This is a genomic window from Arthrobacter sp. SX1312 (assembly GCF_002929295.1).
Lineage (GTDB): Bacteria > Actinomycetota > Actinomycetes > Actinomycetales > Micrococcaceae > Arthrobacter_D.
In genome coordinates this window covers 632,358-652,666 of sequence record NZ_PJIM01000002.1, presented here as the reverse complement: position 1 = coordinate 652,666, position 20,309 = coordinate 632,358, and the positions used below count along the sequence as shown (strand labels likewise).

The 20,309-nt window shown below is 63.9% G+C and carries 20 protein-coding genes, 1 tRNA gene and 1 pseudogene; 5 read left to right on the top strand and 17 right to left on the bottom strand.

What is annotated here, in order from left to right; all coding sequences use genetic code 11:
• Positions 1–651: 651 nt before the first annotated feature.
• Both CXQ92_RS10495 and CXQ92_RS18165 read right to left on the bottom strand, forming a co-directional pair.
• Positions 652–2,535, bottom strand: a complete 1,884-nt coding sequence (locus CXQ92_RS10495; RefSeq protein WP_146067443.1) for a hypothetical protein — start codon at positions 2,533–2,535, stop codon at positions 652–654.
• A 319-nt stretch (positions 2,536–2,854) separates the two neighbouring features.
• Positions 2,855–2,927 (bottom strand) — tRNA-Gln (locus tag CXQ92_RS18165).
• Between the two features lie 243 nt (positions 2,928–3,170).
• Between CXQ92_RS18165 and CXQ92_RS10490 the strand changes: the two genes are divergently transcribed.
• Positions 3,171–3,785, top strand: a complete 615-nt coding sequence (locus CXQ92_RS10490; RefSeq protein ID WP_146067442.1) for a hypothetical protein — start codon at positions 3,171–3,173, stop codon at positions 3,783–3,785.
• 39 nt (positions 3,786–3,824) lie between these two features.
• Here CXQ92_RS10490 and CXQ92_RS17840 read toward each other — a convergent pair whose 3' ends face one another.
• A complete protein-coding gene (locus CXQ92_RS17840; protein ID WP_146067441.1) occupies positions 3,825–4,184 on the bottom strand; it encodes a hypothetical protein in 360 nt (119 codons plus the stop codon).
• A gap of 96 nt (positions 4,185–4,280) precedes the next feature.
• On the bottom strand, positions 4,281–4,760 hold the full coding sequence (locus CXQ92_RS10480) for a hypothetical protein (protein WP_104167679.1): 480 nt from the start codon (positions 4,758–4,760) through the stop codon (positions 4,281–4,283).
• 677 nt (positions 4,761–5,437) lie between these two features.
• On the opposite strand from CXQ92_RS10480, the gene CXQ92_RS10475 reads away from it, so the two are divergent.
• Complete coding sequence (locus tag CXQ92_RS10475; protein WP_104167678.1) at positions 5,438–5,896, top strand: DUF4383 domain-containing protein; 459 nt, start codon at positions 5,438–5,440, stop codon at positions 5,894–5,896.
• A 321-nt stretch (positions 5,897–6,217) separates the two neighbouring features.
• Here the strand turns inward: CXQ92_RS10475 and CXQ92_RS10470 are convergent.
• A pseudogene (locus CXQ92_RS10470) lies at positions 6,218–7,052 on the bottom strand (alpha/beta fold hydrolase).
• A 280-nt stretch (positions 7,053–7,332) separates the two neighbouring features.
• On the opposite strand from CXQ92_RS10470, the gene CXQ92_RS17835 reads away from it, so the two are divergent.
• Positions 7,333–8,100, top strand: coding sequence for a hypothetical protein (locus CXQ92_RS17835; protein WP_146067440.1), 768 nt, complete (start codon positions 7,333–7,335; stop codon positions 8,098–8,100).
• A 147-nt stretch (positions 8,101–8,247) separates the two neighbouring features.
• Here the strand turns inward: CXQ92_RS17835 and CXQ92_RS10460 are convergent, their stop codons facing one another.
• The 3 genes from CXQ92_RS10460 to CXQ92_RS18400 all read right to left on the bottom strand — a co-directional run bounded on the left by CXQ92_RS10460 (position 8,248) and on the right by CXQ92_RS18400 (position 9,958).
• Positions 8,248–8,598 carry a hypothetical protein gene (locus CXQ92_RS10460; protein ID WP_258069852.1) on the bottom strand — a complete coding sequence of 117 codons (351 nt, stop codon included), beginning with the start codon at positions 8,596–8,598 and terminating at the stop codon, positions 8,248–8,250.
• Between the two features lie 95 nt (positions 8,599–8,693).
• The gene (locus CXQ92_RS18405; RefSeq protein WP_258069925.1) at positions 8,694–8,972 is read right to left on the bottom strand and encodes a cupredoxin domain-containing protein; all 279 of its coding nucleotides are present in this window, start codon (positions 8,970–8,972) and stop codon (positions 8,694–8,696) included.
• Positions 8,973–9,307: 335 nt separating this feature from the next.
• A complete protein-coding gene (locus CXQ92_RS18400) occupies positions 9,308–9,958 on the bottom strand; it encodes a cupredoxin domain-containing protein (protein ID WP_219815705.1) in 651 nt (216 codons plus the stop codon).
• Positions 9,959–10,895: 937 nt separating this feature from the next.
• Between CXQ92_RS18400 and CXQ92_RS10445 the strand changes: the two genes are divergently transcribed.
• Positions 10,896–11,666 (top strand): CHRD domain-containing protein, encoded by a 771-nt coding sequence (locus tag CXQ92_RS10445; RefSeq protein ID WP_104167673.1) that lies wholly within the window; start codon positions 10,896–10,898, stop codon positions 11,664–11,666.
• A 92-nt stretch (positions 11,667–11,758) separates the two neighbouring features.
• A complete protein-coding gene (locus CXQ92_RS10440; RefSeq protein WP_104167672.1) occupies positions 11,759–12,463 on the top strand; it encodes a class F sortase in 705 nt (234 codons plus the stop codon).
• A 1,529-nt stretch (positions 12,464–13,992) separates the two neighbouring features.
• Here the strand turns inward: CXQ92_RS10440 and CXQ92_RS18160 are convergent.
• The 9 genes from CXQ92_RS18160 to CXQ92_RS10405 form a co-directional block, all read right to left on the bottom strand.
• Positions 13,993–14,160: a hypothetical protein gene (locus CXQ92_RS18160; RefSeq protein WP_181033620.1), complete on the bottom strand. Its 168-nt coding sequence runs from the start codon at positions 14,158–14,160 to the stop codon at positions 13,993–13,995.
• Between the two features lie 184 nt (positions 14,161–14,344).
• Positions 14,345–15,202, bottom strand: coding sequence for a glycosyltransferase family 2 protein (locus CXQ92_RS10435; protein WP_104167671.1), 858 nt, complete (start codon positions 15,200–15,202; stop codon positions 14,345–14,347).
• Between the two features lie 332 nt (positions 15,203–15,534).
• Positions 15,535–16,143: a flavodoxin family protein gene (locus CXQ92_RS10430; protein ID WP_104167670.1), complete on the bottom strand. Its 609-nt coding sequence runs from the start codon at positions 16,141–16,143 to the stop codon at positions 15,535–15,537.
• 154 nt (positions 16,144–16,297) lie between these two features.
• The gene (locus CXQ92_RS10425) at positions 16,298–16,783 is read right to left on the bottom strand and encodes a hypothetical protein (protein ID WP_104167669.1); all 486 of its coding nucleotides are present in this window, start codon (positions 16,781–16,783) and stop codon (positions 16,298–16,300) included.
• A gap of 166 nt (positions 16,784–16,949) precedes the next feature.
• Entirely contained in the window at positions 16,950–17,375 is a 426-nt protein-coding gene (locus tag CXQ92_RS17830) for a hypothetical protein (protein ID WP_146067439.1), read from the bottom strand.
• A gap of 62 nt (positions 17,376–17,437) precedes the next feature.
• On the bottom strand, positions 17,438–17,974 hold the full coding sequence (locus CXQ92_RS10420) for a 2'-5' RNA ligase family protein (RefSeq protein WP_104167668.1): 537 nt from the start codon (positions 17,972–17,974) through the stop codon (positions 17,438–17,440).
• Positions 17,975–18,004: 30 nt separating this feature from the next.
• Positions 18,005–18,922: an FHA domain-containing protein gene (locus tag CXQ92_RS10415; protein WP_104167667.1), complete on the bottom strand. Its 918-nt coding sequence runs from the start codon at positions 18,920–18,922 to the stop codon at positions 18,005–18,007.
• Positions 18,923–18,937: 15 nt separating this feature from the next.
• On the bottom strand, positions 18,938–19,192 hold the full coding sequence (locus tag CXQ92_RS10410; RefSeq protein WP_181033619.1) for a hypothetical protein: 255 nt from the start codon (positions 19,190–19,192) through the stop codon (positions 18,938–18,940).
• Between the two features lie 133 nt (positions 19,193–19,325).
• Positions 19,326–20,309 carry an aldo/keto reductase gene (locus tag CXQ92_RS10405; protein ID WP_104168196.1) on the bottom strand — a complete coding sequence of 328 codons (984 nt, stop codon included), beginning with the start codon at positions 20,307–20,309 and terminating at the stop codon, positions 19,326–19,328.

The following is a 20,309-nucleotide window of genomic DNA, read 5'->3' as shown; positions in this document are numbered from 1 at the left end:
CTACTTAGGCCCGCCATCGTGCGGAGACACGAGGGACTCCCGATGAGAAGAGCTGACGCCGCGAAGCCTGTCTCCGTCGCGGCGACGATCCTGTTGACCAGCCTTGTGGGGGCCTGGTTCTGGATCAAAATCCATCAAGGTTTCGCGCTCGAGGTCGCCGCCGGAACCCAAAACCTCAGGCTTGCCGCTGCCGCTCTCCTCTTCGCCCCCTTCCTGATCCTCTTCTACCTATGCGTGAGGCCCGAAACGGTCTCAAGAACCACTCCTCGCAGGGAAGCCTCTTCTTCGCTGGCTTGGCGTTCATATGGTCTTTCTGCGCCGTGTTCCTCTCCCTCCTCGTGGGATTCGCCCCCTTCTAAAGGGGAGCATGCCAGCGAACGGCGGCCCGAACGCTAATTTGGAGCCCTGCATGGAGCTCCCCAGGTGGACGGGTTCAAGTATCTTGGCTCCCTGATCCTGCGGATGCGTTGTAGCTGGCATTGGATTACTTACTGCTTGTCGACGGTCTAGTCAAAGGATCCAAACTGCGACGTAGTAGCGGCTGGTCATGCGTTCTCGTTGTGCCGGGCAGCCCGGGGCGACTTTGCTAGGCGTGGAATCGGGTGTCGAGCTGCTCCGTACTATTTATGGAGTTTTTGGGCTGCGTCGTTGTCACCGGTCCGGGCGCGCGACCCACCCTAGAAAAGGGTCGTCTGCTGGCGCGCCGGTCTCGAGGGTTTCTCTGAGTCCTCGAATGATCACCTCTGCCCAGGTCGTGATCTCGGGTGACAACCCTTCGACGAGGGTCTCGTCGTGGGCGAAGTCGGCCGCTTGCTCGTCAGAGGATAGCGAGAGGTAGAAGATGGCCTGCCGCCACGCAATGGCAGCGTTCTTGCGGTGGCGCAGGTTCTTTGCCCCTGCTGTCTTGCTGAGATGGTCTTTCGCGGCGTTCCAAGCTTCACGTGCCTGCGTTTCCCAATCGAGCTGGACTCCAGCACTGACCAGCACGGCCAGGTTCTGCGCCGTCAGGATTTGTGCCTGCTCAATCAGTCTTCCGTTGTCGACGACATCAGTGGCCCAACGGGCCGGGCCTACACCCGCCCGGGATCGGACAAGAGCATCAAATTCCGGCACCGCGGCGCGAGGCGTAAAGCGTGCCCGCGAGGACCTTTCCTGCACGGCCCGCATGGTCATGATTCTGTCGTAGTCGATGCCGTAGTAATTCGCGTAGAGAGTACCGCCGACGACGGGGGCGGTGTCCTGCGCGGCGCGCTGGAAAACCGGGCTGAAGGAGCCCATGAAAATGTCCGACGCCAACTCGTACGTCAGAGGAACATCCTCGGAAGCAAGTCCGAAGAGTCGGGTGAGTTCCCGGATGAGGGAGTTGGGAAGCAACGTTCCCGGGAAGTGGCGCAGGGTGAGAGCGGCGAGGTCCACCGCCTGCGCGTGAGCGAGATCCGGTTCCTGGTCATGGACGCCTGCCTGTTCCAGCAGGGCGAACCAGGGAAGCGCCTGAATCGTCACCTGGGACTGGCGGTTGAGAAGCAGCGTGCTGCGCCGATTGGCGAAGGCCAGGTGGAGGCGTTTAGCGAGCAGCCCGGCCGGCGGGTTCGCGTAGCGGGACGCCACCGTCTCGGCGGTGATCTGCGGGGCCAGCTCGGCCACCATCTCCGCGGACCGCACGATGCCGTGGCGCAGAAGAGCTGGGAGGGGGGCCTGCGTGGCCTGACGCGTCGTTGCCCGCACCGAGCGGACAGCCTCGGCAGGAGTACCCCGGAGCAGTGCGACGGGATCTTCAACGGCGCCCCTCCGACCTGTCGCCTGCAACCGGGCGGCAGCGTCATGGGCCAGGGCTGCGTGAGATGGTTCAGCGGCAGTGCGGGCCTGTGCGGCGCGTAGCCCGGCGAGAGCTGATGAGCCTGGTTCGCCGCGTTTAGCCACCATGTTCGCTGCAGCCGTGCGCACCTGCCCCATCACCCGAGGACTCGGTTCTCCGGCCACGCACGCAGAAAGGCCGGCCAACAGGATCTGCAGATTCCCCTTCGGGTTGGCATGCCGTTTCGTGAGCGTGTTCTCCGCGGCAAGACCCCGGTACTCGGTGAGCAGGTCTTTCGCTCCATCGATCCAGTCAGGCGACATAACCGACCCGAGCGTTCCCTCGGACGACCGGGTTACCCACCAATGGTTCAAGACCTTGTCCGTAAAGGGGCTCCACACGGACAAAGCCTCACGTTCGGCCTCGACATGTCGCTGGGGCCGCTTCCTGGCTAGACGGCCCGCAACGACCGGCAAGGTTGCAACGTGCATGCCCGGAGCTTCGGGCTCAGTCAGTGCGTAGGGCCAGAACCGCACTCGCCCAGCCCAGGGCTCAAGTACGCGGACCAGCTCGGAGGCATCATCGGCCCGGCCATGCTGACGCAGCCACGCCACGCTGAGAAGTGCCCCATGTTCGGGCAGGTCCAAACGGTACAACCCTGACGTCAACCACGCATCCAGCTGCCGGAGTCCTGCCTCGGACAGGAACCATGCGAACAGGTCGGCGCGTCGCGGCTTCATCCCCAGACGCTCAGTCAGTGCGAGCTCATCCGCTTCCAAAGGCCCCGCGGCCGCGGGGGCCCCCGTAGCGAAACCTCCGCGAACGATCTCCGGTGTCAGCCATGCCGGGAAGCCCTTCACCGGTGTCGGGGACCCCACTCTGACCCGACCCGTCGCCATGCCGGTCAGGACCCGCAACCACGACATGGCACGCTTCTTCGCGCGGGCCCGCTCATCGGAGTCGAAAGCCGATTCAGCAGTAGCCTGCGATCTACGAAATTGATTCCACGCGTACCCGTACACCATCGGTCCTCTCCGGCACACGAATGCGACCGCTTAGCCGACGCGGCAGGTGCTGCCCCTGCTCCCTCCGGGTCCAGAGCCCAGCGCTCTCGCTGTTGAGCTACACGTCGATGGACTCAATGTAGCGCCTGTCCCTAATCACACAAGCGCTCGGTGCCGACTAGAGTCATAAAGGGCTTCCCCACTGACCACGAAATGCCGAATGAACCGCCCTTGAGTGGCTATGGCAGCTTTATTCGTACCCACCGGGGCAATCTAAGCGGAACCCACTTCGACAGTTCCGGTTCGTCGCCGGCATTCAACCAGGGATCGCGCCGTTTCAATCATTGGCCGATACGATGACCCGGGTGAAGATGAGCTGGTTCGACGCAGGTCGCGGAAAGCGTCAGCAGTTGGCCGATCGTTTCTACGCTTTGCCATTACTACGCCGCCGGATTTTGGCCGTCGGAGTTGCAGTGCTTATCGCTGCGGGTGCGCTAGTCGTGAGCATCATCGGGGACCTCGAATTCAGACACGCCCGCGACGCCGTGCTATCCGAACCGCACCGGACCGCTGTTCTCATCGACATCGACCACTACGCCAAGGGCGAGAACGAATACCTCATTGAGGTCGCCGGGGAGGAGCGCCTCCTCGATTTCGCACACTTTTTGCCGGACGACTCCATCGGCGCACGCGTCACCTACGTCGTGGACCCAAAGGACGAGTTTCACCTCATCGCGGTCGGTGAGCCTGATGACTGGGCCGACAACGTCTGGCGCCATGCGGGCGTATCTGTCGCGCTCAGTGTGATGACGATGATCTTCATGGCAGTGGTCGCTGGGCGGATCGTGCCGGAAGACGCAGAAGCAGTCGCGGGGCGAGTGTTCGACTACGTGGAGGGCAAGCTTCCCGTTCGTGAGCCGAAGAAGAAGCGCCGGCCGCGCCGACGCAAGCGAAGGAACGGCGGCACCGGCCGACACGCCTGGTAGACAAGTGCAGCCAGGGATCTATCAGCAGTAAGACTTCACCTAATTGACGCTGAGGTGTGCCACGGGTGGAAATTCGTGGACGGGCTCATCATCGTGAGGCGCCAGCTCGAGGTAACTCAAGCGCCCCCCATCGATGAACAACAGCACCGACGCGTTGGGAGCAGCAGCGGAAAGGACGACGCGCTGACCCGTCTCCGGCGTGATGCCGTCCTGATCCTCAATCACAATCGAGGGACAATCCCCACAAGCACAGCGCTCACCGGCCCGCGCGGAATGAAGATCTTGACGCAGTCGCTGGCGGATCTGACGTGATACCGGCTCGTCACCTTCCAAAGGGACAGCGGCGTCGAGCATGTACCGCATCACGTCACGTTCGCGCTCTGTCAGCTCTCGTCCCACACCGCCCCCCATCCTTCAAATCCTCGACGTCCCAGGCGTTGCTCTCCGGTCCGCCCACGGTAATCCACTGTTACGCGCCATGTCGCACGCGTGGTATCAGGTGACCGGGCGAAGCGCGGACAGCACGACCACGACGTCGGGCCCGTACTCGGCGTCCATCAGTGCTTGGAAGGACCCATCGTCGTACACCACGGTGACGACGACGAAACCGCTCTCCACGCCCGCGCTCACTGGGTAGTCACCGAAACCGATGTAGACGGCCTGCCGGATCCGGTCAAGCTCCTGCAGGGCCGTGGATCCCTGCCGACCAGCCAATGGGTCCTCGAAGGGCATGGCGTCGTAAAGTGACAACGGGATCGGCGTCATCGTGGGCGTGAAGACCGTGCCGTCCCAGGTTCCCGTGACCGCGTACGTACCCCAGGTCACACCCGACGCCGTCTCCGCCTGCGGCGCCAGGTCCCAGTCCCACCCGACAATGTCCGGCCCGGTGCACTGCGGCGGATAGGACTCCCGGACCCCGCCAAGGCAGAACCCGGGCAGTGCATCACCTGCCTGGAGGACAGTGCCCTGGCCCATGACTGGACCCTCCGCCGCAGGAGGGACGAATTCACTAGGGTTGGTGTCGGAGTCTGCGTCAGGTGAAGCGACCGGCCCGACGGCGGGTGCTCCGCTCGGGTTCTCCACCGGCTCGCTTCCTGGATTCCCCGGACTAGCACAGGCAGCGAGAAAAGCCGCCGTGAGGACCGCGATTCCCAACCGTGCCGACCATGTCATGCACCCATGATCAGCTGGAACCTTCCAGGACACTACTGCCCGGCGGGGATCAGCACCGAACTGCAACACGCGGGTTCAGACAAGAGGACACATCCCTACGCCGCGGGCGGGTTGAAGGAGAACCGAGGCGCTGGCAATCCTTGTCACCTGAGCTTGGTCTATCGCCGAATAATCCGAGTCGAAGTTCCGGAACATCCCGCTACGGGAACCCCATCGTGGATGCTCAATCACCTGATATTTCTCGGGGCGAGTCTCGGGGCGGGTCTCCGCGCTGGCCGGGTCGGGTTGGGTATGGCTGAATCGTGATCACCGACACGGGGATTGTCGGGCACCGCAGCGCCGCCGGGTTACTAGGCTGTGGCTTGACCGCCAGTGGTGTCTCAAAGGGTTTCACCCTTCACCACCGGTCCATTCTCGTCCTGCCGCTGGGCACCAGCGCTGGAGGACGAATCACTCGCACTTCAACTGGGAGAACAATCATGACTACCGCAGATACTGCCCGCACGGGCCATCGCACGAACGTCCAGAAAGCAGCACTCGCCGTCGGCGCCGTGTTCCTGCTCGTCGGAATCCTCGGCTTCATCCCCGGCATCACATCGAACTACGACACCATGATGTTCGCCGGACACGAATCAGAGGCCAAGCTCCTCGGCCTGTTCCAGGTGTCGATCCTGCACAACATCGTCCACCTGCTCTTCGGCGTGGCCGGGATTGCTATGGCACGCACCATCGGCGGCGCCCGCTCCTACCTGCTCTACGGCGGCATCATTTACCTCGTCCTGTGGGTCTACGGTCTGGTCATCGACCACGACTCGGCCGCCAACTTCGTCCCCCTCAACAACGCCGACAACTGGCTGCACCTGGTCCTGGGCATCGGCATGATCGCCCTCGCGTTGCTGCTCACACGCGATCACAAGCGCACAACGACGCACGCATAACCGGACAAATTGGATAAATGAACCCACCGGCGATACCGGCGGTAGTGGTGCGGTCCCGGAATTATCCGGGGCCGCACCGCTATTTTGGGCAACGAGTGACACCTGCGAACGGAACATGTCATCGGCCCGAGGCGCCAGCGCTTCACAAGCTCCAGTCGTCGTGCCGGCTACCGGAACAACAGACACAGCCAGCACTTATCGCAGGCCCGTAATGAAGCTCGTCCACAGAATCCTTCCCGTGGGGTGTGCGCGCGGCGGTCTCGCAGCATGGCCGGACGCCACGTCTGTGGCGCCAGGCTGGTCCGGGTCAGCCTTTGATTCCTACCTGGATAGGAAGGTGATCAAGGCCTGGTTCCATTCGCCGGGGTGGCTGACGTTGCATCCGTGGGGTGCGCCCTTGATGACGTGCAGGTCGCTGCCGGGCAGGGCTGCGTGGGTGCGCTGCCCTGAGCCTCCGAACGGGACCGTTGCGTCGCCGTCTCCATGCAGGATTAGGGAGGGGACGGTGACGTTGGGCAGATCATCCCGGAAGTCGGTGGAACCGAAGGCCTCCATGCACGCCAGGGCTGCTTTCTTGTCCGCCTGCTTGCAGAGGGCCAGCGCTTCCTGCCGCTGGGTTTCGGTGACCTTCAGTTCGCCGTCGACGGAGAAGAATTCACGGGTGAAACCGTCGTAGAAGAAATTTTCATCCTTAGTGAGGCCGGCGGTCATGTCGGCGGCCGCTTCCTTGGTCAGCGGGCCGTCCGGGTTGTCCTCGGTCTGCATCATGCAGGGCGGGACCGCGGACGCGAACACGACGCTGCGAAGACGTTCGTCCCCGTACTTACTGAAGTAGCGCGCGACTTCTCCCCCGCCCATCGAGAACCCGACCAGGGTGACGTCGGTCAGATCGAGCTGCTCGAGCAGAGCGTGCAGGTCGTCGGTGAGCGTGTCGTAGGTGTAACCCTTCGCGGGCTTGTCGCTGCGCCCGAAACCGCGCCGATCGTAGGTGATGACTCGGTAGCCGGTAGAGCGTAGTGCCGGGACCTGCGCATCGAATGCCTCACCCGAGAGTGGCCAACCGTGAATGAGGACCACAGGGCGACCGGCGCCTCCCGTGTCGTCGACGTGCAGGTTGGTCCTTGAACAGCCCGTGGTGGGCGATGATCTCCGTCATTACGTGACCTCCAGATTGTCGGCAGCAGTACGGCATGACTGCGGGAATGACTGGTCATTCCCCTCACCGTCACTTCAACCCTAGCGATGCGTCAGCACACTGTCTTTCGGATCGTTGAATCCGAGTGGATCTGTCCTGCGCCGGGTATACCAAGCTGATGGGCCACCTGTGACGAATGCACCACAAGCAAAGTGATGTTCGATATGGCCGGAATAACTTGTTGGAACCAGTCCGGTAGCCGTGCATCACGATCATGAATGCAAGATATTGGAGGATTTCTATGGGTTCGACGCAACGACGGAGGACAGGTCGTGTCCTGTCGGTCATCCTGTGCGCCCTGGTGACTGCTGGGTGTGGTTCGGCCGATGAGAACCCATTGAATGTGAACGGAGACCGGTCCTCGTCAGCGCCCGCCGGCACCTCAGATGCCGCTGGATCGGTTGCCGGTGGATCGGATGGTGCATCCGGTGACGCCGGCTCCGGTGATGTCGAATCCAGTTCGGGCACCACCTCGGAAGACAGCTCGGCCGGCGCAGCACCGGCAGGGGATATGTGGGGCGATGACCCGTTAGGGATCGCGAAGGACGGTGCCAAGTTGTGCGGGGTGCAACCGAAGCAGAGCTTCCAGCAGTACACGCTGCTGCTGCATAACCCGACCTTGGAAACCTTCACCTTCTCTGACATTGCGCTGGGCTCCCCTGAGGGCTTGAGTGTCGTGTCGGTCGAAGTCACACCTGCCAACAAGGAAGGCCACGGCAATCATGGTGCAGCCCCCGGATCAGCACCTCACGCCGAGCACGAAGCGGCCCCCTCCCCCGCCGTAACCGAGCCTGAGCCCAGCACCTTCGAGGTCGAGCCCGTGCCGGTCGAAGGGTTCGTTTTCAAACCCGACGCACACATCGACATCGTCGTGGAGGTCGCACTGGAGGAAACAGCCGACCGGGGCACCGCGGAGAACGTGGCCGTCCACTTCAGCTCCCCGGACCGCGAGTACTCGGTCGCGCACCCGCTGAACATCACCGTGGACCGGACCTCCTGCTCCCAGTAGAGCCGGCCTCCCCACCTCTAGCGCCAAGCTTCACTTCTCGGCATGCTCACAAACAGGGGCAATGCTCATCCCCGTCGGGTTTCACACCCGGTGCGTCGCCCGCTCCTCTCCCCTCTGTGCGGGCCGTCGGTTAGCTCACTGTCTCGGCTAGCGGGGTGACTTCCGGTGAAGGGTGTAGGCGGCAAGGGCCAGGATGAGGGCGAGGCCCTCGGCGACGGCTGTGATGGTCTTGGCGGTGTACCAGACGGGCTCATACATCGACGGTATGGGCCCGATGGCCGGGATCTGGATGTACCGGTAGGCGATGACAGCGACCAGAGAGGCCAGCGCCACTCCTGCGGCCAGCAGGAAGGACGGTTGTGTCCCCCGGACCAGGACATACAGTGCGGCGAGGACAGCGACGGCGCCCTGGATCCGGAACAGGTTACCGCCTCCTATCCCGGCTGGTGCTGCCTGCTGGAATCCTGCAGCCAACTGGAAATGGATGACAGCACTCACCACCAATGAGACCGCAATGAGAATCCGCAGCACCAGCATCACCGGTCGCCGATCGGCACTGTGACGACCGTCGCTCAAGGCGGTTCCGCGGAGGGTCATCCGATGACCAGCGTCCCGGACATCTCGGGATGGTACGTGCAGATGACCTCGTACTCCCCGGCCTCCTCCGGGGCCGTGAAGCTCACCGTTTCACCTGCACCTACTTCGACATCGAACTCTCCGTCACCGCCGGCGGTGACGGTATGAGGGGCACTATCTTCATTGATGATCGTCACCTCGGCGCCCGGGGCGATGCTTTCCGGCATCTGGTACTCGAAGTCGGCGATCGTAATCACTGCTTCCTCGGCCGGTGCAGCGTCAGCGGACCCGGACATTTCAGCACCGGCCGACGCCCCCGTGCTCGGGGATGGCGCGGCGGAGCTGGCGGTACCGGCTGCCGGTGTCTCCGCTGGCGTCTCAGGTGTTGGTGAGCAGGCGACAGATCCCATCACAACACCAGCAAGCACCAGTGCGGACAAAGCATGTTTCGTGGTTTTCATCATTTTTCTCCGAGGAATTTGTGGTGCTGACAGGACATCGGCCGATCGGGCCACTCAAGACCCGTCTCCGACAACATTCTGGGACGCGCTCTGACTGACGCCGGGATCGGTGAGATGTGGAACCCGGGGAAGGGAACCTTGCGTGAGCTGCAGAACCGGATGTGATGGTCCTACTGGCTTGTGGTGCGCCGGCGTACGGCGTACGTGCCGCCGGCGAGAGCCGCGAGGACCAGCCCCCCTCCAAGGAGCAAAGCATCCGAAGAACCATCCGTCGTCTGCACGGTCCCCGTGTCGGCGCCGCCGCGCGGAACTGCTCCCATCTGATCCATGCCCTCCATGCCACCGGAGTCCCCCGTGGCCGGCTGGGCGGCAGCAGGGGTAGGCGCAGGCGCCGGTGTTGTGGGGGCGGCCGGTGCCGGGGCCGCTGCTGCGGCGACGGTGAGGGAGCCTTTCATGTTGGCGTGGAATTTGCAGAAGAAGCTGTACGTACCGGCATCTGCCGGGGCAGCGAAGGTCACCGTTTCCCCGCCGGGAATGGTGACGTCGAACGCCCCGTTATCGGCGGTCACGGTGTGAACTTCGGTGTCCGTATTGGTGACGGTGATCTGTGATCCCGGAGAAACGGTGCCGGTCCCGGAGTACGCGAAATCGGTGATGGTGATGGTTATCTGCCCCATCGTCACCGTCGGAACCGACATGGAAGAAGCGGTCATCGGAGCCACCGCAGGAGCGGCTACCGCTGGTCCCGCCGCCACCAGTCCAGCGCCACTGATCAGAACACCGGCCATAGCCGTGTTGAGCATTTTTCCTCGGGTGATCATGATCGTTCCCTCCGCCGGGGCGACTAGGGAGGCACCAAACATGGGCGGCCGATCGAAGGTGAGCCACCGATACCAGAACCCCGACACATGACCTTCGTCACACAATCGAGAAGAGATTGGCGTGAAAACCTCATGTCGGTGTCATGCGTCGAACCCGCGGAGGGGTGAAAGCCCGGTCGTCACGAAGCCGGTCGCTGTGAGGGTCGCCGACTTGAGAGCGGTAACCAGATGTGTGGGCGGACAGGTTCCTTGGGTGCCGCTGGGCAAATGAAAGAGCGCCGACGAACTCCAGGGATGGAGGCCCCTGAATGTTCGCCGACGCTCAGACCCGGCGAACCGGGTCAATCCTCACTCGCACATGAAGGTAGGACGACTGTACAGCCCAGACCTGTGAAACACCCCCCAAGAATCAACACGGGCAACAATCCGCCCCGAGTGGGAACGGGATCCTCGCCGTCACGGACGCGAAACCGGACGCTCCGTCTGGCACTATCGCTTCTGACAACGGTCCTCTGTTTCGGTCGAGTGCCTGCGGAGCTCCTGCGGGCGGTTAACGGGTGTTTCCGATCAGTTCTTGTGCCCGTGCTCGAGTCAGCTGCCACGACGGGACCAACGCTTCGTGGTTCACGAGGTAGCCGTGAGCTCTCCGGCAGGGGCAGCGTGTGTCCCACCGGGCTGCATCAATCATTCACGCACACACCTCCAGGCCCGCCTAAGCTGTCGCAGCCAAGGTGCGCAAGTGCATACGCAGACTTCCCCTTGCGGCTTGCGCGTGCTTACGGTGGGCGGGCAGGAGGGCACAACGACGCGCCGGAATGATCCGGCAGGTATTAGTTTTCTGGGGGAAGCAATCCGTGCGGCATAGTGCTACGAATCACATCCAGTGCGCGTCCGGATCCGGACCCGTTCTCATCGCACAGTGAAGGATATTGATCTTATGAACAAGAAAATGCGTCTCCTGGCCGTACCGGCCCTCGCCATCAGCGCCGTCGCCATGGCAGGCTCCCCCGCCATGGCCGCACATGACGGCACCTACTCCTCGACCCTGGGCCAGCTCAGCGGCACCACCGGTTCCGGCACGATCACCCTCGACGTCGTAGGTGACAAGGCAAAGGTCAACCTGCAGGTCTCCGGTCTCGCCGAGACCTTCATGGACGCCCCGTACCCCCACGTCCAGCACATCCACGGCGGAGCGAAGGGCCAGTGCCCCACGGTCGCTGATGACGCCAACGGCGACGGTATCCTCAGCACCACCGACGGAGCCGCGTCCTACGGTGGCATCCTCACCACCCTCAGCACCTCCGGTGCCACCACGCCCGCGGAGGGCCTGAACCTGGCCCTCGGCGGCCAGGGTGGCAGCTACACCGTCGAGCGTGAGATCACCCTCGACATGGCCACCCAGGAAGCCCTCGCCGCCGGCACCGCCGTCGTCGTCGTCCACGGCCTGGACCCCGCCACGGTCACCGCCACGCCCGAGGCCTTCAACGCTCCCAGCGACCTGGAGCCCTCACTTCCCCTCGGCGCGACCTCGCCCGCACTGTGTGGAGTCCTCGTCGAGCAGCAGATGGGTGCCATGCCTAACGGTGGCGCCGACACCGGCGTTGCCCAGGAAACCGGCTCCAACGCCGGCGTCCTCGCCTTCGGTGGCGGCCTGGTCCTGGCAGCAGCAGCCGGCGGAACCTACATGGTCCGCCGCAACAACGCCTAACCCACCAGCACCATCGATCCGCCCCGTGACGGATAACCGCACGTAATGACAGTGCCAGCAGTACGAACTGATCGGACCACGGAAAATACTTCATGATCAGCTCACCCAGCGACCGCCGCAGACACCACCTGGTATCTGCGGCGGTCGCTCTGTTACTCCTTACCGGCTGCTCACCCCCAGCCGACACCAACACCGGCGCCTCAGCGGCACCAACGACAAGACCAGCGGCCACACAGTCGACAACAGTTAGCCCGCCCACTGGGTCCTCATCCCCTGCGGTCACACCGCCGGGGAGTTCCGCACCAGCTCCCGGGACGGTCGCGCCCACTCAACCGGCAATCCTGCCAGCCTCAGCACCCATATCGTTCTCCATCCCCTCCACCGGCGCCGAGTCAGAACTCCTCAGCACCGGGCTAAGGGACAACGGGTCCCTGGAAGTACCCCCCGACGGGCCCGGCGCGCCAGCGAGCTGGTACAACCAGTCCCCCACCCCCGGGGAACGCGGCCCCGCCGTCCTCCTCGGACACGTCAACGCCACCGACGGCGGACCCGGTATCTTCGCCGACCTCCGCTCCCTCACCATTGGCGACACCATCGAGGTGCTGCGCGAAGACGGCAGCACCGCGACGTTCACCTTCGACCGCGGCGAGCAATACCCCAAGAACGAGTTCCCCACCCAGACCGTGTACGGCAACACCGCAGGATCCGAACTACGCCTCATCACCTGCGACGGATACGACCCCGACACCGGCGAGTTCGACGACAACTACGTCGTCTATGCCACCCTCATCCCCTGACCGAGCCCGCCATCCAGCTGCAGCCCACCCTAAAGAGTCCGGAAGGAACCAGCCATGCGTCTTCACGCGGCATGGTCCACACCACTCATCCTCCTGGCAATGGCGCACATCCTCCTCCTCGGATCAGCACCAGCCCTCGGAGGAACCCTCAACCCCACACCTGCGCCGATCACAACCGGTCAGAGTCCCGGCCAAGCCACACCGGATCCCTCGCATGCCGCACTGCAGGACTCCGCACCACCGACACCACCAGCTGACCCACCAGCTGACCCACCGCCTGACCCGCCGGGCACGGCACCCACAGAACTGCCAACGGCACAACCGCCATACCCGGGTGCACCCACACCCGCTCCCGAACTACCCACCCCTGCCCCCACGCCAGCACCCGTACCCGCCCCGACAACTGAGTCACCGCCTGTAGTGCCCACCCCAGTGAGTCCGACCACTGACGCCGATATGGGACCGATCCCCTCCGCCACAGCCACAAATCCTGCGTCAGCAGATCGCCCGACGTCCGCCCCCGACGCCGGGATTCCTCCGAACCCAACTCAACCTGCGCCCGCACCACCGGCAGGCCTGGACGTCACGCCTGAAGATTCCCGCGCGGTACCACCGGGCGCGGCTCAGCGCGACCCAAGCCCTGACCGGCGCTATGTCTTCACCAATCCGACCCCCTTTAACGGGTCGCCGACGGAACAGAATCCTGCACCCACTGGCGGTGCCAACCAAGCTCAGCAGCCCCTGGGCGAAACAGCCTCGCTCGAACGAAGCCCTGACACGCGCGACGTGGTCATCGCTGCTTTAAGCATTCTCGCCATCATTATCGCTATCGCCATAGCCATCGTGAGCCGGGGACGCCGCCGAACAACGACGCCTTAACCGAACGCATAAGACACGGTCGAAGCAACCATTTTCCTGCCACCCCTCTACGCACCGGCAGCTACTGCCCATCCCTCAGATATGCACTAGACCCAGATGAGGAGGTCTACCCTGCCCATCCTGCCCTCTTACAACCGGCCTCTACCCGAATGCGTGCCTCGCTCAGCGACGGATTGTCATCTACCCCACACACCGTTTATCGGACAGTCCCAAGGCGGCTCCAAGCTTCCGGGATCGGGGGAGGTCGACACCAATACCTTCGAACAGTTCGGCGGATGCGGGTGGCTTGGCTTTATATCGGGCGTTGCCATGTCGGTGCCGGCCTTCCCGTGATCCTTGACCGTAAGGCCTGTTGCTCCGGGTAACGTGGTGGCAGTTCCAGCCGCTGGTTGCTCGACTTGGAGACGTCGGGAGGCGCGGCTTTCCGCGGCCACCTAGCGCCAGAGGGAGCAACCGCACCGGCCCGGAAGCGTTGTACCCCTGCAGAGGTCCTTTCAAGTGCTTACGCTGCAGCAGATGTGATCGGGCTGCGCGTTGACAGTTGAGTCGATGCTCGGCATGAGATACGGACGTACTGATCGGATGTGAGACGGCTCCCCATTCTGCTCGCGTGCCTGTTCCTCCTTCTCACGGCTGTATTTCCTGACTACTCAGGCCTTGCCGTTGCTGGTCTCGTCCGGGGTGTCTTCTTCCGGCTCGAAATTTGATGGTTCTTCTGTTGAGCTGACCGCGATGCCGTCCTCGCTGTCAGGGATGGTCCCCTCGGGTCCAACCCCTTCTGCCTGTTCATCGTCTTCCTGGCCGTCCTGCTTGGTCATTATTGGGTCCTCCGACGTAGTCACTTACCCGCCCAGCGGGCCGCTTCAATTTTAGGCTTCGTGCACGAATCCTGCTGCACGAGCCCGGGGAACCCCGTGACTGTGGCGCAGGCATCGTCAGCCTGCGCCACCTCCGGTTCTTCTTCCGTGGCCCGTTCATGCTGATACGCCGGAGGGTAGGGCGTTACCGCGTCGTTCTCAGGCCGGGACTGTAGATTACTGCGCCGGTTGCGTTCAGGGTTCGAAGGAGCTTCAACGGCAAGTAAATGGCCCGGAAAATCATCGACGGTACCTTCAAGGCCCACCCGCTGACTTGGTGAGCCCGGTAGGTCCGGTCGAAGCGATCGACGTAGTACCGGTAGCACTCGGGGGAGTTCTCCAGGCGGCGGGCAGAGACACCGGCGACCATGGTTGACAGATACGCGATTCTCAGCCCGTTGTCACTGAGGTGCAATGACAGGTCGATATCCTCATGCATTTCATCAGATGCGTCCCGGCACGTGTGGGACTGGATCTGTTGCCACGCTGATCGGCGGATCGCCATATTGGAGCCGAACAGGAACGGGTACCGGGGTGAGGCCCACCGCATCACCACTTTCCTCACCGCATTGTCTGCCTTCAGCCCCAATCGGCGCCATGGCATGTCGTAATAGATCACAGGACCGGTAACAGCGGCGATATCGGGATCCATGAAGGCTTGTTGGACTTGTTCCACCCAGTCCGGTTCCACCAGGGAATCCGCATCGATACGGCCCAACACCTCACCCCCCGCCTCCTGGAAGCCGAAGTCCCGAGTAGGAATTATTCCTTGCTCTGCGTTCTGCTGAAGCAACATGATCCCGGTACCGGGGTGGTCTTCCTGCATCCGGGCCACTACGGCGCCCGTGCCGTCCGTGGAACCGTTATCAACCACGATGATCTGCTTCGCCGGCACCGTTTGATGAATCGCCGCCAGCAAGCAACGTCTAATGGTGGCTTGTTCGTTGAATGCCGGGATTACCAACGAGACGTTCGGCAGACCAGCTTGGCCATCGACGGACACCCCGCCAACGGTCGCAGGCCTTCAAACTCTGTCATCGGCTCTCATCCAGCCTGAACCGAACCACGCCTGAGCGGTTTCGGCGTTCGTCTGGGTCATCAGGGTCGACGTTGACACCCTTTGGGAAGGACTCAGTTCAAGGACTCGGACTGAGTCCGGATGAACTTCCAGTCCTCGTCATCGAGGAAAGGTTCTTCGGCCGAGCCGACGCGCGAAGGCGTTGTGGTCGGCAGCAGTCTCCTTGCCGTTGTAGGACGTGAGTTGCTCAGCATTGTGCCCAGCCGGTTAGAACGTTCTCTCAGCAGCCAATTTGCTGCCCCTACCGGTCGTGTCGCTTACCCGGCAGGATATGGGGCGGTGGCGAGGAGACGGGCAAGATGGACGGCGTTACGGGCCGCGCTGGCGGTTGTGGCTGCGGTTTTCTCGGGAACGCTGTTCAGGTCCTGGTAATCCACTTTGTGCATGGCTTCCCCCACCCAGTAGGTTCCGCCTTGGGCCGGAACGGTGAACCCGACGTCGTTCAGAGCCTGCTGTGTGTCGGCAATGACTTTGTGCGCGCCGTCTTCGTTGCCCACCACGGCGATGACCGCAACCTTCCCGTAGGTGAGGGGCCGGCCCTCATCATCTGTTTCGGAAAGCTCAGCATCGAGCCGTTCGATGACTCGCTGGGCGACGCTGCAGGGGTGACCCATCCAGATAGGGGTGGCGAGGACCAAAATGTCAGCCGCGAGAATTTTCTCACGGATCTTCGGCCAATCGTCCCCAGCACCCATGTCTGTCTGCACTCCCGGCATCACGTTGTAATCGACGACCCTCAAGGAGGCGGCGCTTACGCCATAGCTTTCTAGTTCATCGAGCAGGTGACGGGCCAGCAACTCGCTGCTCGACGGTGCCGGTGAGGGCGTAAGAGAACAAGTTAGGGCAAAAGCACTCAGATCAGCCATCTTTGATCCTTCTCGATCGTTGAGATTGACGCTTCCAGTTACAGAAGCGCTAGGGGTAGCTAGGGCCTGTGGCATGAACCCCGGAGCAATGACTCACGAGGGTCCAGGCCCTTCCACTCGATCATCGGCAACGTTGACCGAAGTATCTGGCCCGTCACTCAGCGGGCAGCAATTCCTTGTCCTTGTTGAAGAGGTAGTCGTTGAGGATGCCGGTCGCTGCTGCCTGCACTGCTTTGTTTGTGAGGTCAACTGCCCATCCCTGGGCGGTCCAGGTGCCGGGCTTGTACAACCCGAGGACGGTGTTGAGGAGCACATCACCGGTGTACACGGCAGGAAACACGACCGCGAAAGCTTTGACTCCCCGAAGCCCAACATGGGTGGTGATCCCATACGCTGATCCCCACAAAGTGCCCAGAGCCATGTGGGTTCCCCAGTTCAAACGCTCGCGTCCCTGCTGGGTATGAGGATGAATGGGCAGGATTCGTTCGGCGAGATCGGCGGGCGCGTAGCTGGCTTTGCGCCCCGTGATCGGCATCTCGACGAACTGTTGAAATGCCGACATCACTGCTGTTCCGGCGATACCTGCCGCCATGCCACGCGGAATGGACCTGGCGAGTGAGGGATTGCCGGTGACTACCATGCAGCCGAGTATCGTCCTACCTTCCGCATGATGCCACCCTTTCAGCTCCTCAACTACTCCACCCCACGCGGACGGGTAGCACTCATTACCTTTAGGCCGGTGCTCCCCCACGGGCACGTTCCGTCGGGTACGACCCGCCAAAGACTAGTGAGGCGAGGAGTCCTGCTCAGGTTGATCGTCTGGCGTCGCCATGGACTGCTTTTTTCCTGGCTGCAGCACGGTCGCTGAGGTATCCAAGGAAAGTGAGGGCTGCGGTACCTGCTGCCATCCAGCGGCGTGGATGCTGCACACCAACGCTCCGAAGCTTCTCCTCGAGGCGGGCATCGATGACATCCCCGACATCGGCAAAGCGAAGGGTAGCCGCGGCCGTGGCTAGTCCAACAAGTGCTCGCAGCGGTAGCCGCTTACCGCCGACCGTGATGCCGATGTACAGGCCCGTGAAAACAGCGGTTGCGACGTGAACGGCGCGGCGCTGCTGGTCGTCCAGCTTGGATGCATCGATGAGGGGAAGAGCCCCCATGATTGCCGTCGATGTGATGCCAAAAGCTGGTGATGTCGGATTGGTGAGTACGTGCTGCTTTTTGGGAGTCACAGGAGGTCCTCTGCAGATCGGGTGCGTTCCATGCCGGGCTCGTCGACTATCCCTCGCTTAAATCAGGCGCCTCGTTTACTCGCGCCGAGCAGCACGAGGCGCTTTTCCTTCGCGTCCCAGCGCCGGACGATCCCCGCATCGAGCCGCTCCGGCGGTCGGTGCCGCAGGAGGTCGAGCGCGGACGCCAGCTGGTCCGCGGTGAGGCCGTGGCCGAGGGTGATGTGCGGCGTCCACGCACCGGGCACGGTGGTGGGCACGGCGTCCGGTACGCCGTCGAGGGCATGCCAGATGCGGAGGTGAAGGTCCGTCAGGGCGGCGTCGGCCACCACCTGGCGGGCGAGCACGAACTTCCGCCGCGTCGGGAACACGAGGAAGCCCGCCGTCACCAGCTCCAGCGCGTCCCCCTCCGCGGCGGACGCGAGGTCGACGTCGTAGCGGTCGTCGATGCGCGCCGCAGCCGCGAGCGTGATGTGCGGGGCGTTGCTGAAGGACTGGTGCTGCGACTGGTTGGGCAGGCCAGCGGCCTCCAGCGCAGCCCAGTCCTCGAGCAGGAACGCCTCCGAGGCCGGTGCCAACAGGAGTTCGACGTCATCGGCCACGCCGCACGCGCCTTCCTGCTGGTAGCCGGGTCAGCGCGGCCGCCGTCGGAAGTCGCCGACGCCGGCGGAGCCGTCCACCTCGGTGACACCGGTCCGCGGATTGCGCTGCGGGCGCTGGTAGGCGAGTTCGCCACCGCTGCGGCCACCGAACGGCCGCCCGTGGTCCGCGTACTCCTCGCGGAAGAACGCGAGCGCCCACTCCCCGAACTGGATGCGCGCCCCGGTGCGGAGCACGGACGGTTCCCTGCCGTTGACGCTGCCCGTGATGACGCCGTGCGGCACCAGCACGTACTCGTCGTCCTCCGTGTGGAGCACCTCCGCATGCAGGTCGTCGAGGCCGGTGAGGGTGAGCATCGTGTCCTCGCCGCTGCCGATCGTGGTGCGCTCGGCGACCAACTCGAACTCGCGCGGCACCTGGCCGGTCCATGTCGCGGAGTTCTGCACGAAGATGAGGCGGGGACGCCCCCCTCCCCGCAGGTAGTGCGTCGTCGTGATGGTCCGTCGGATCCGGCGGTTGACCGTCGGGACGAGCGGGAACGGCGTGGAGGGTGGGATGAGCGACGGCGCATCGCCCGTCTCGAGTGCGCGCCGGCCGATCCCGAGGAGGGGCGCGAGGGCACCCGGCGAGCCGAGGCGGATATGGGGAGAGCGCGTGATGAGCCGCTGCGCCAGGGAGGACTCCACGGCACCGATGCTCACCAGCAGGCCCTTGGGCCCGGAGACCGAGACCGACAGTCCGCGCTCCGCCAGCTGCCGGGCGACGCTCCGCACCTGCCCGAGGCCGGGGAGATTGTTCCCGCGGAAGGAGCCGGGGTCGTCGACGAAGATCTCGACGGCGGAGCCGGCCGCCTTCACGGTGCCGGACAGCCGTGCTTCCGGCTTGCCGTCGAGGGCCGGCTCCCCCAGCGAGAAATCGATGTCGATGTCTAACCTGAGTGATGACGCCATGATGCGTGCGTCGGATCAGGTGGCGTGCGGGTCGGAGCCGCCGGCTGCGTTGTCGCTGGTCGTGATCCGCAGCGTGCCGTCGAACTTCCAGGTGGCGCGCGGGGCGTCGGGGCCGATATCGCGCGGGACCTCGATGGTCATGTCCTGCAGCGTGTAGTTGATCGCGGCACCGCGGCCCGTCAGATAGGACCACATTTCTTCCGCGAGGTCCGTCCAGTCACGGATGGTGTGCGACTCGCCCGCGCTGGCGCCTGAGGTGTTTTCAGTCATGTCGATTCCTTCGTCGGTGATTCAACAATGACAGACGTCCTCTAACTCCGCCTGACGTGATACTGCCCACCATAGCCGAGCGTCCGGCCGCGCGGAACCCGCCCGTGGTGCGGGCGGGTTCCCGGCCGGCGGATCACCATCGCGGGTGCACGGCGTCCCTGAAACGGCGGTCGTAGATGTCGACGACGGCGGTGTTCAACTGCGCGCCGAGGTCCGTGCACCCGGCCGCCGCCGCGTTGGTCCTGGCCTGCTCGGGGTTGCGGGCACCCGGGATGACGGTGCTCACGCCCTGCTGGGCGATGATCCAGGCGAGGGCCGCCTGGGCGGTCGTGACGCCGTCGGGCACCAGCCCCGCGAACTCGCGGGCGGCCTCGACGCCGGTCGCGTAGTCGACGCCCGAGAAGGTCTCCCCGACATCGAACGCGGCGCCGTTCCGGTTGTAGGTGCGGTGGTCGTCCTCGGCGAAGGCGGTGTCCTTCGTGTACTTGCCGGACAGGAGTCCGGAGGCCAGGGGGACCCGCGCGATGATCCCGACGCCCGCGGCCCGCGCCGCGGGCAGGACGTCGTCGAGCGGTTTGAGACGGAACGCGTTCAGGATGATCTGCACGCTGGCGGTGTTGCCTCGTGCGATGGCCTCGAGCGCCTCGTCGGTGCGTTCCACGCTGACGCCGTAGTTCCTGATGACGCCGTCACTGACGAGGGTGTCGAGCGCGTCGTAGACCTCGTCGGAGCTGTAGACGGCGGTCGGCGGGCAGTGGAGCTGCACGAGGTCCAGGGCGTCGACGCCGAGGTTGGTCCGCGACCTGTCGATCCACTGGCGGAAGTTGGCCAGCGTGTAGTTCTCCGGGGTCTGATCGACACGGCGGCCCATCTTCGTGCCGACGAGGACGTCCAGGCCCGGGTTGTCCTTGAGGAAGGCCCCGATGGTCGATTCGCTGCGCCCGTCGCCGTAGACGTCCGCGGTGTCGAAGAAGGTCACGCCGGCGTCGACGGCCGCCTCGAGGACGGCGACGGCGTCCTTGTCCTCCACCTCGCCCCAGTCCGCGCCGAGCTGCCAGGTGCCGAGGCCGACGACGGAGACGGGACGGCCGGTTCTTCCAAGGGTTCTCTGTTCCAT

What these genes read in the sequence shown, in the direction of transcription:
- CXQ92_RS10475 (WP_104167678.1), top strand. Translation starts at nt 5,438, where the DNA reads ATGACTACCGCAGATACTGCCCGCACGGGCCATCGCACGAACGTCCAG.
- CXQ92_RS17835 (WP_146067440.1), top strand. Translation starts at nt 7,333, where the DNA reads ATGGGTTCGACGCAACGACGGAGGACAGGTCGTGTCCTGTCGGTCATC.
- CXQ92_RS10495 (WP_146067443.1), bottom strand. Translation starts at nt 2,535, where the DNA reads ATGAAGCCGCGACGCGCCGACCTGTTCGCATGGTTCCTGTCCGAGGCA.
- CXQ92_RS10415 (WP_104167667.1), bottom strand. Translation starts at nt 18,922, where the DNA reads ATGGCGTCATCACTCAGGTTAGACATCGACATCGATTTCTCGCTGGGG.
- CXQ92_RS10480 (WP_104167679.1), bottom strand. Translation starts at nt 4,760, where the DNA reads ATGGGCCAGGGCACTGTCCTCCAGGCAGGTGATGCACTGCCCGGGTTC.
- CXQ92_RS18405 (WP_258069925.1), bottom strand. Translation starts at nt 8,972, where the DNA reads ATGTCCGGGTCCGCTGACGCTGCACCGGCCGAGGAAGCAGTGATTACG.
- CXQ92_RS10440 (WP_104167672.1), top strand. Translation starts at nt 11,759, where the DNA reads ATGATCAGCTCACCCAGCGACCGCCGCAGACACCACCTGGTATCTGCG.
- CXQ92_RS10490 (WP_146067442.1), top strand. Translation starts at nt 3,171, where the DNA reads ATGAGCTGGTTCGACGCAGGTCGCGGAAAGCGTCAGCAGTTGGCCGAT.
- CXQ92_RS10430 (WP_104167670.1), bottom strand. Translation starts at nt 16,143, where the DNA reads ATGGCTGATCTGAGTGCTTTTGCCCTAACTTGTTCTCTTACGCCCTCA.
- CXQ92_RS10410 (WP_181033619.1), bottom strand. Translation starts at nt 19,192, where the DNA reads ATGACTGAAAACACCTCAGGCGCCAGCGCGGGCGAGTCGCACACCATC.
- CXQ92_RS10445 (WP_104167673.1), top strand. Translation starts at nt 10,896, where the DNA reads ATGAACAAGAAAATGCGTCTCCTGGCCGTACCGGCCCTCGCCATCAGC.
- CXQ92_RS18160 (WP_181033620.1), bottom strand. Translation starts at nt 14,160, where the DNA reads ATGACCAAGCAGGACGGCCAGGAAGACGATGAACAGGCAGAAGGGGTT.
- CXQ92_RS10405 (WP_104168196.1), bottom strand. Translation starts at nt 20,309, where the DNA reads ATGGAACAGAGAACCCTTGGAAGAACCGGCCGTCCCGTCTCCGTCGTC.
- CXQ92_RS10425 (WP_104167669.1), bottom strand. Translation starts at nt 16,783, where the DNA reads ATGGTAGTCACCGGCAATCCCTCACTCGCCAGGTCCATTCCGCGTGGC.
- CXQ92_RS18400 (WP_219815705.1), bottom strand. Translation starts at nt 9,958, where the DNA reads ATGATCACCCGAGGAAAAATGCTCAACACGGCTATGGCCGGTGTTCTG.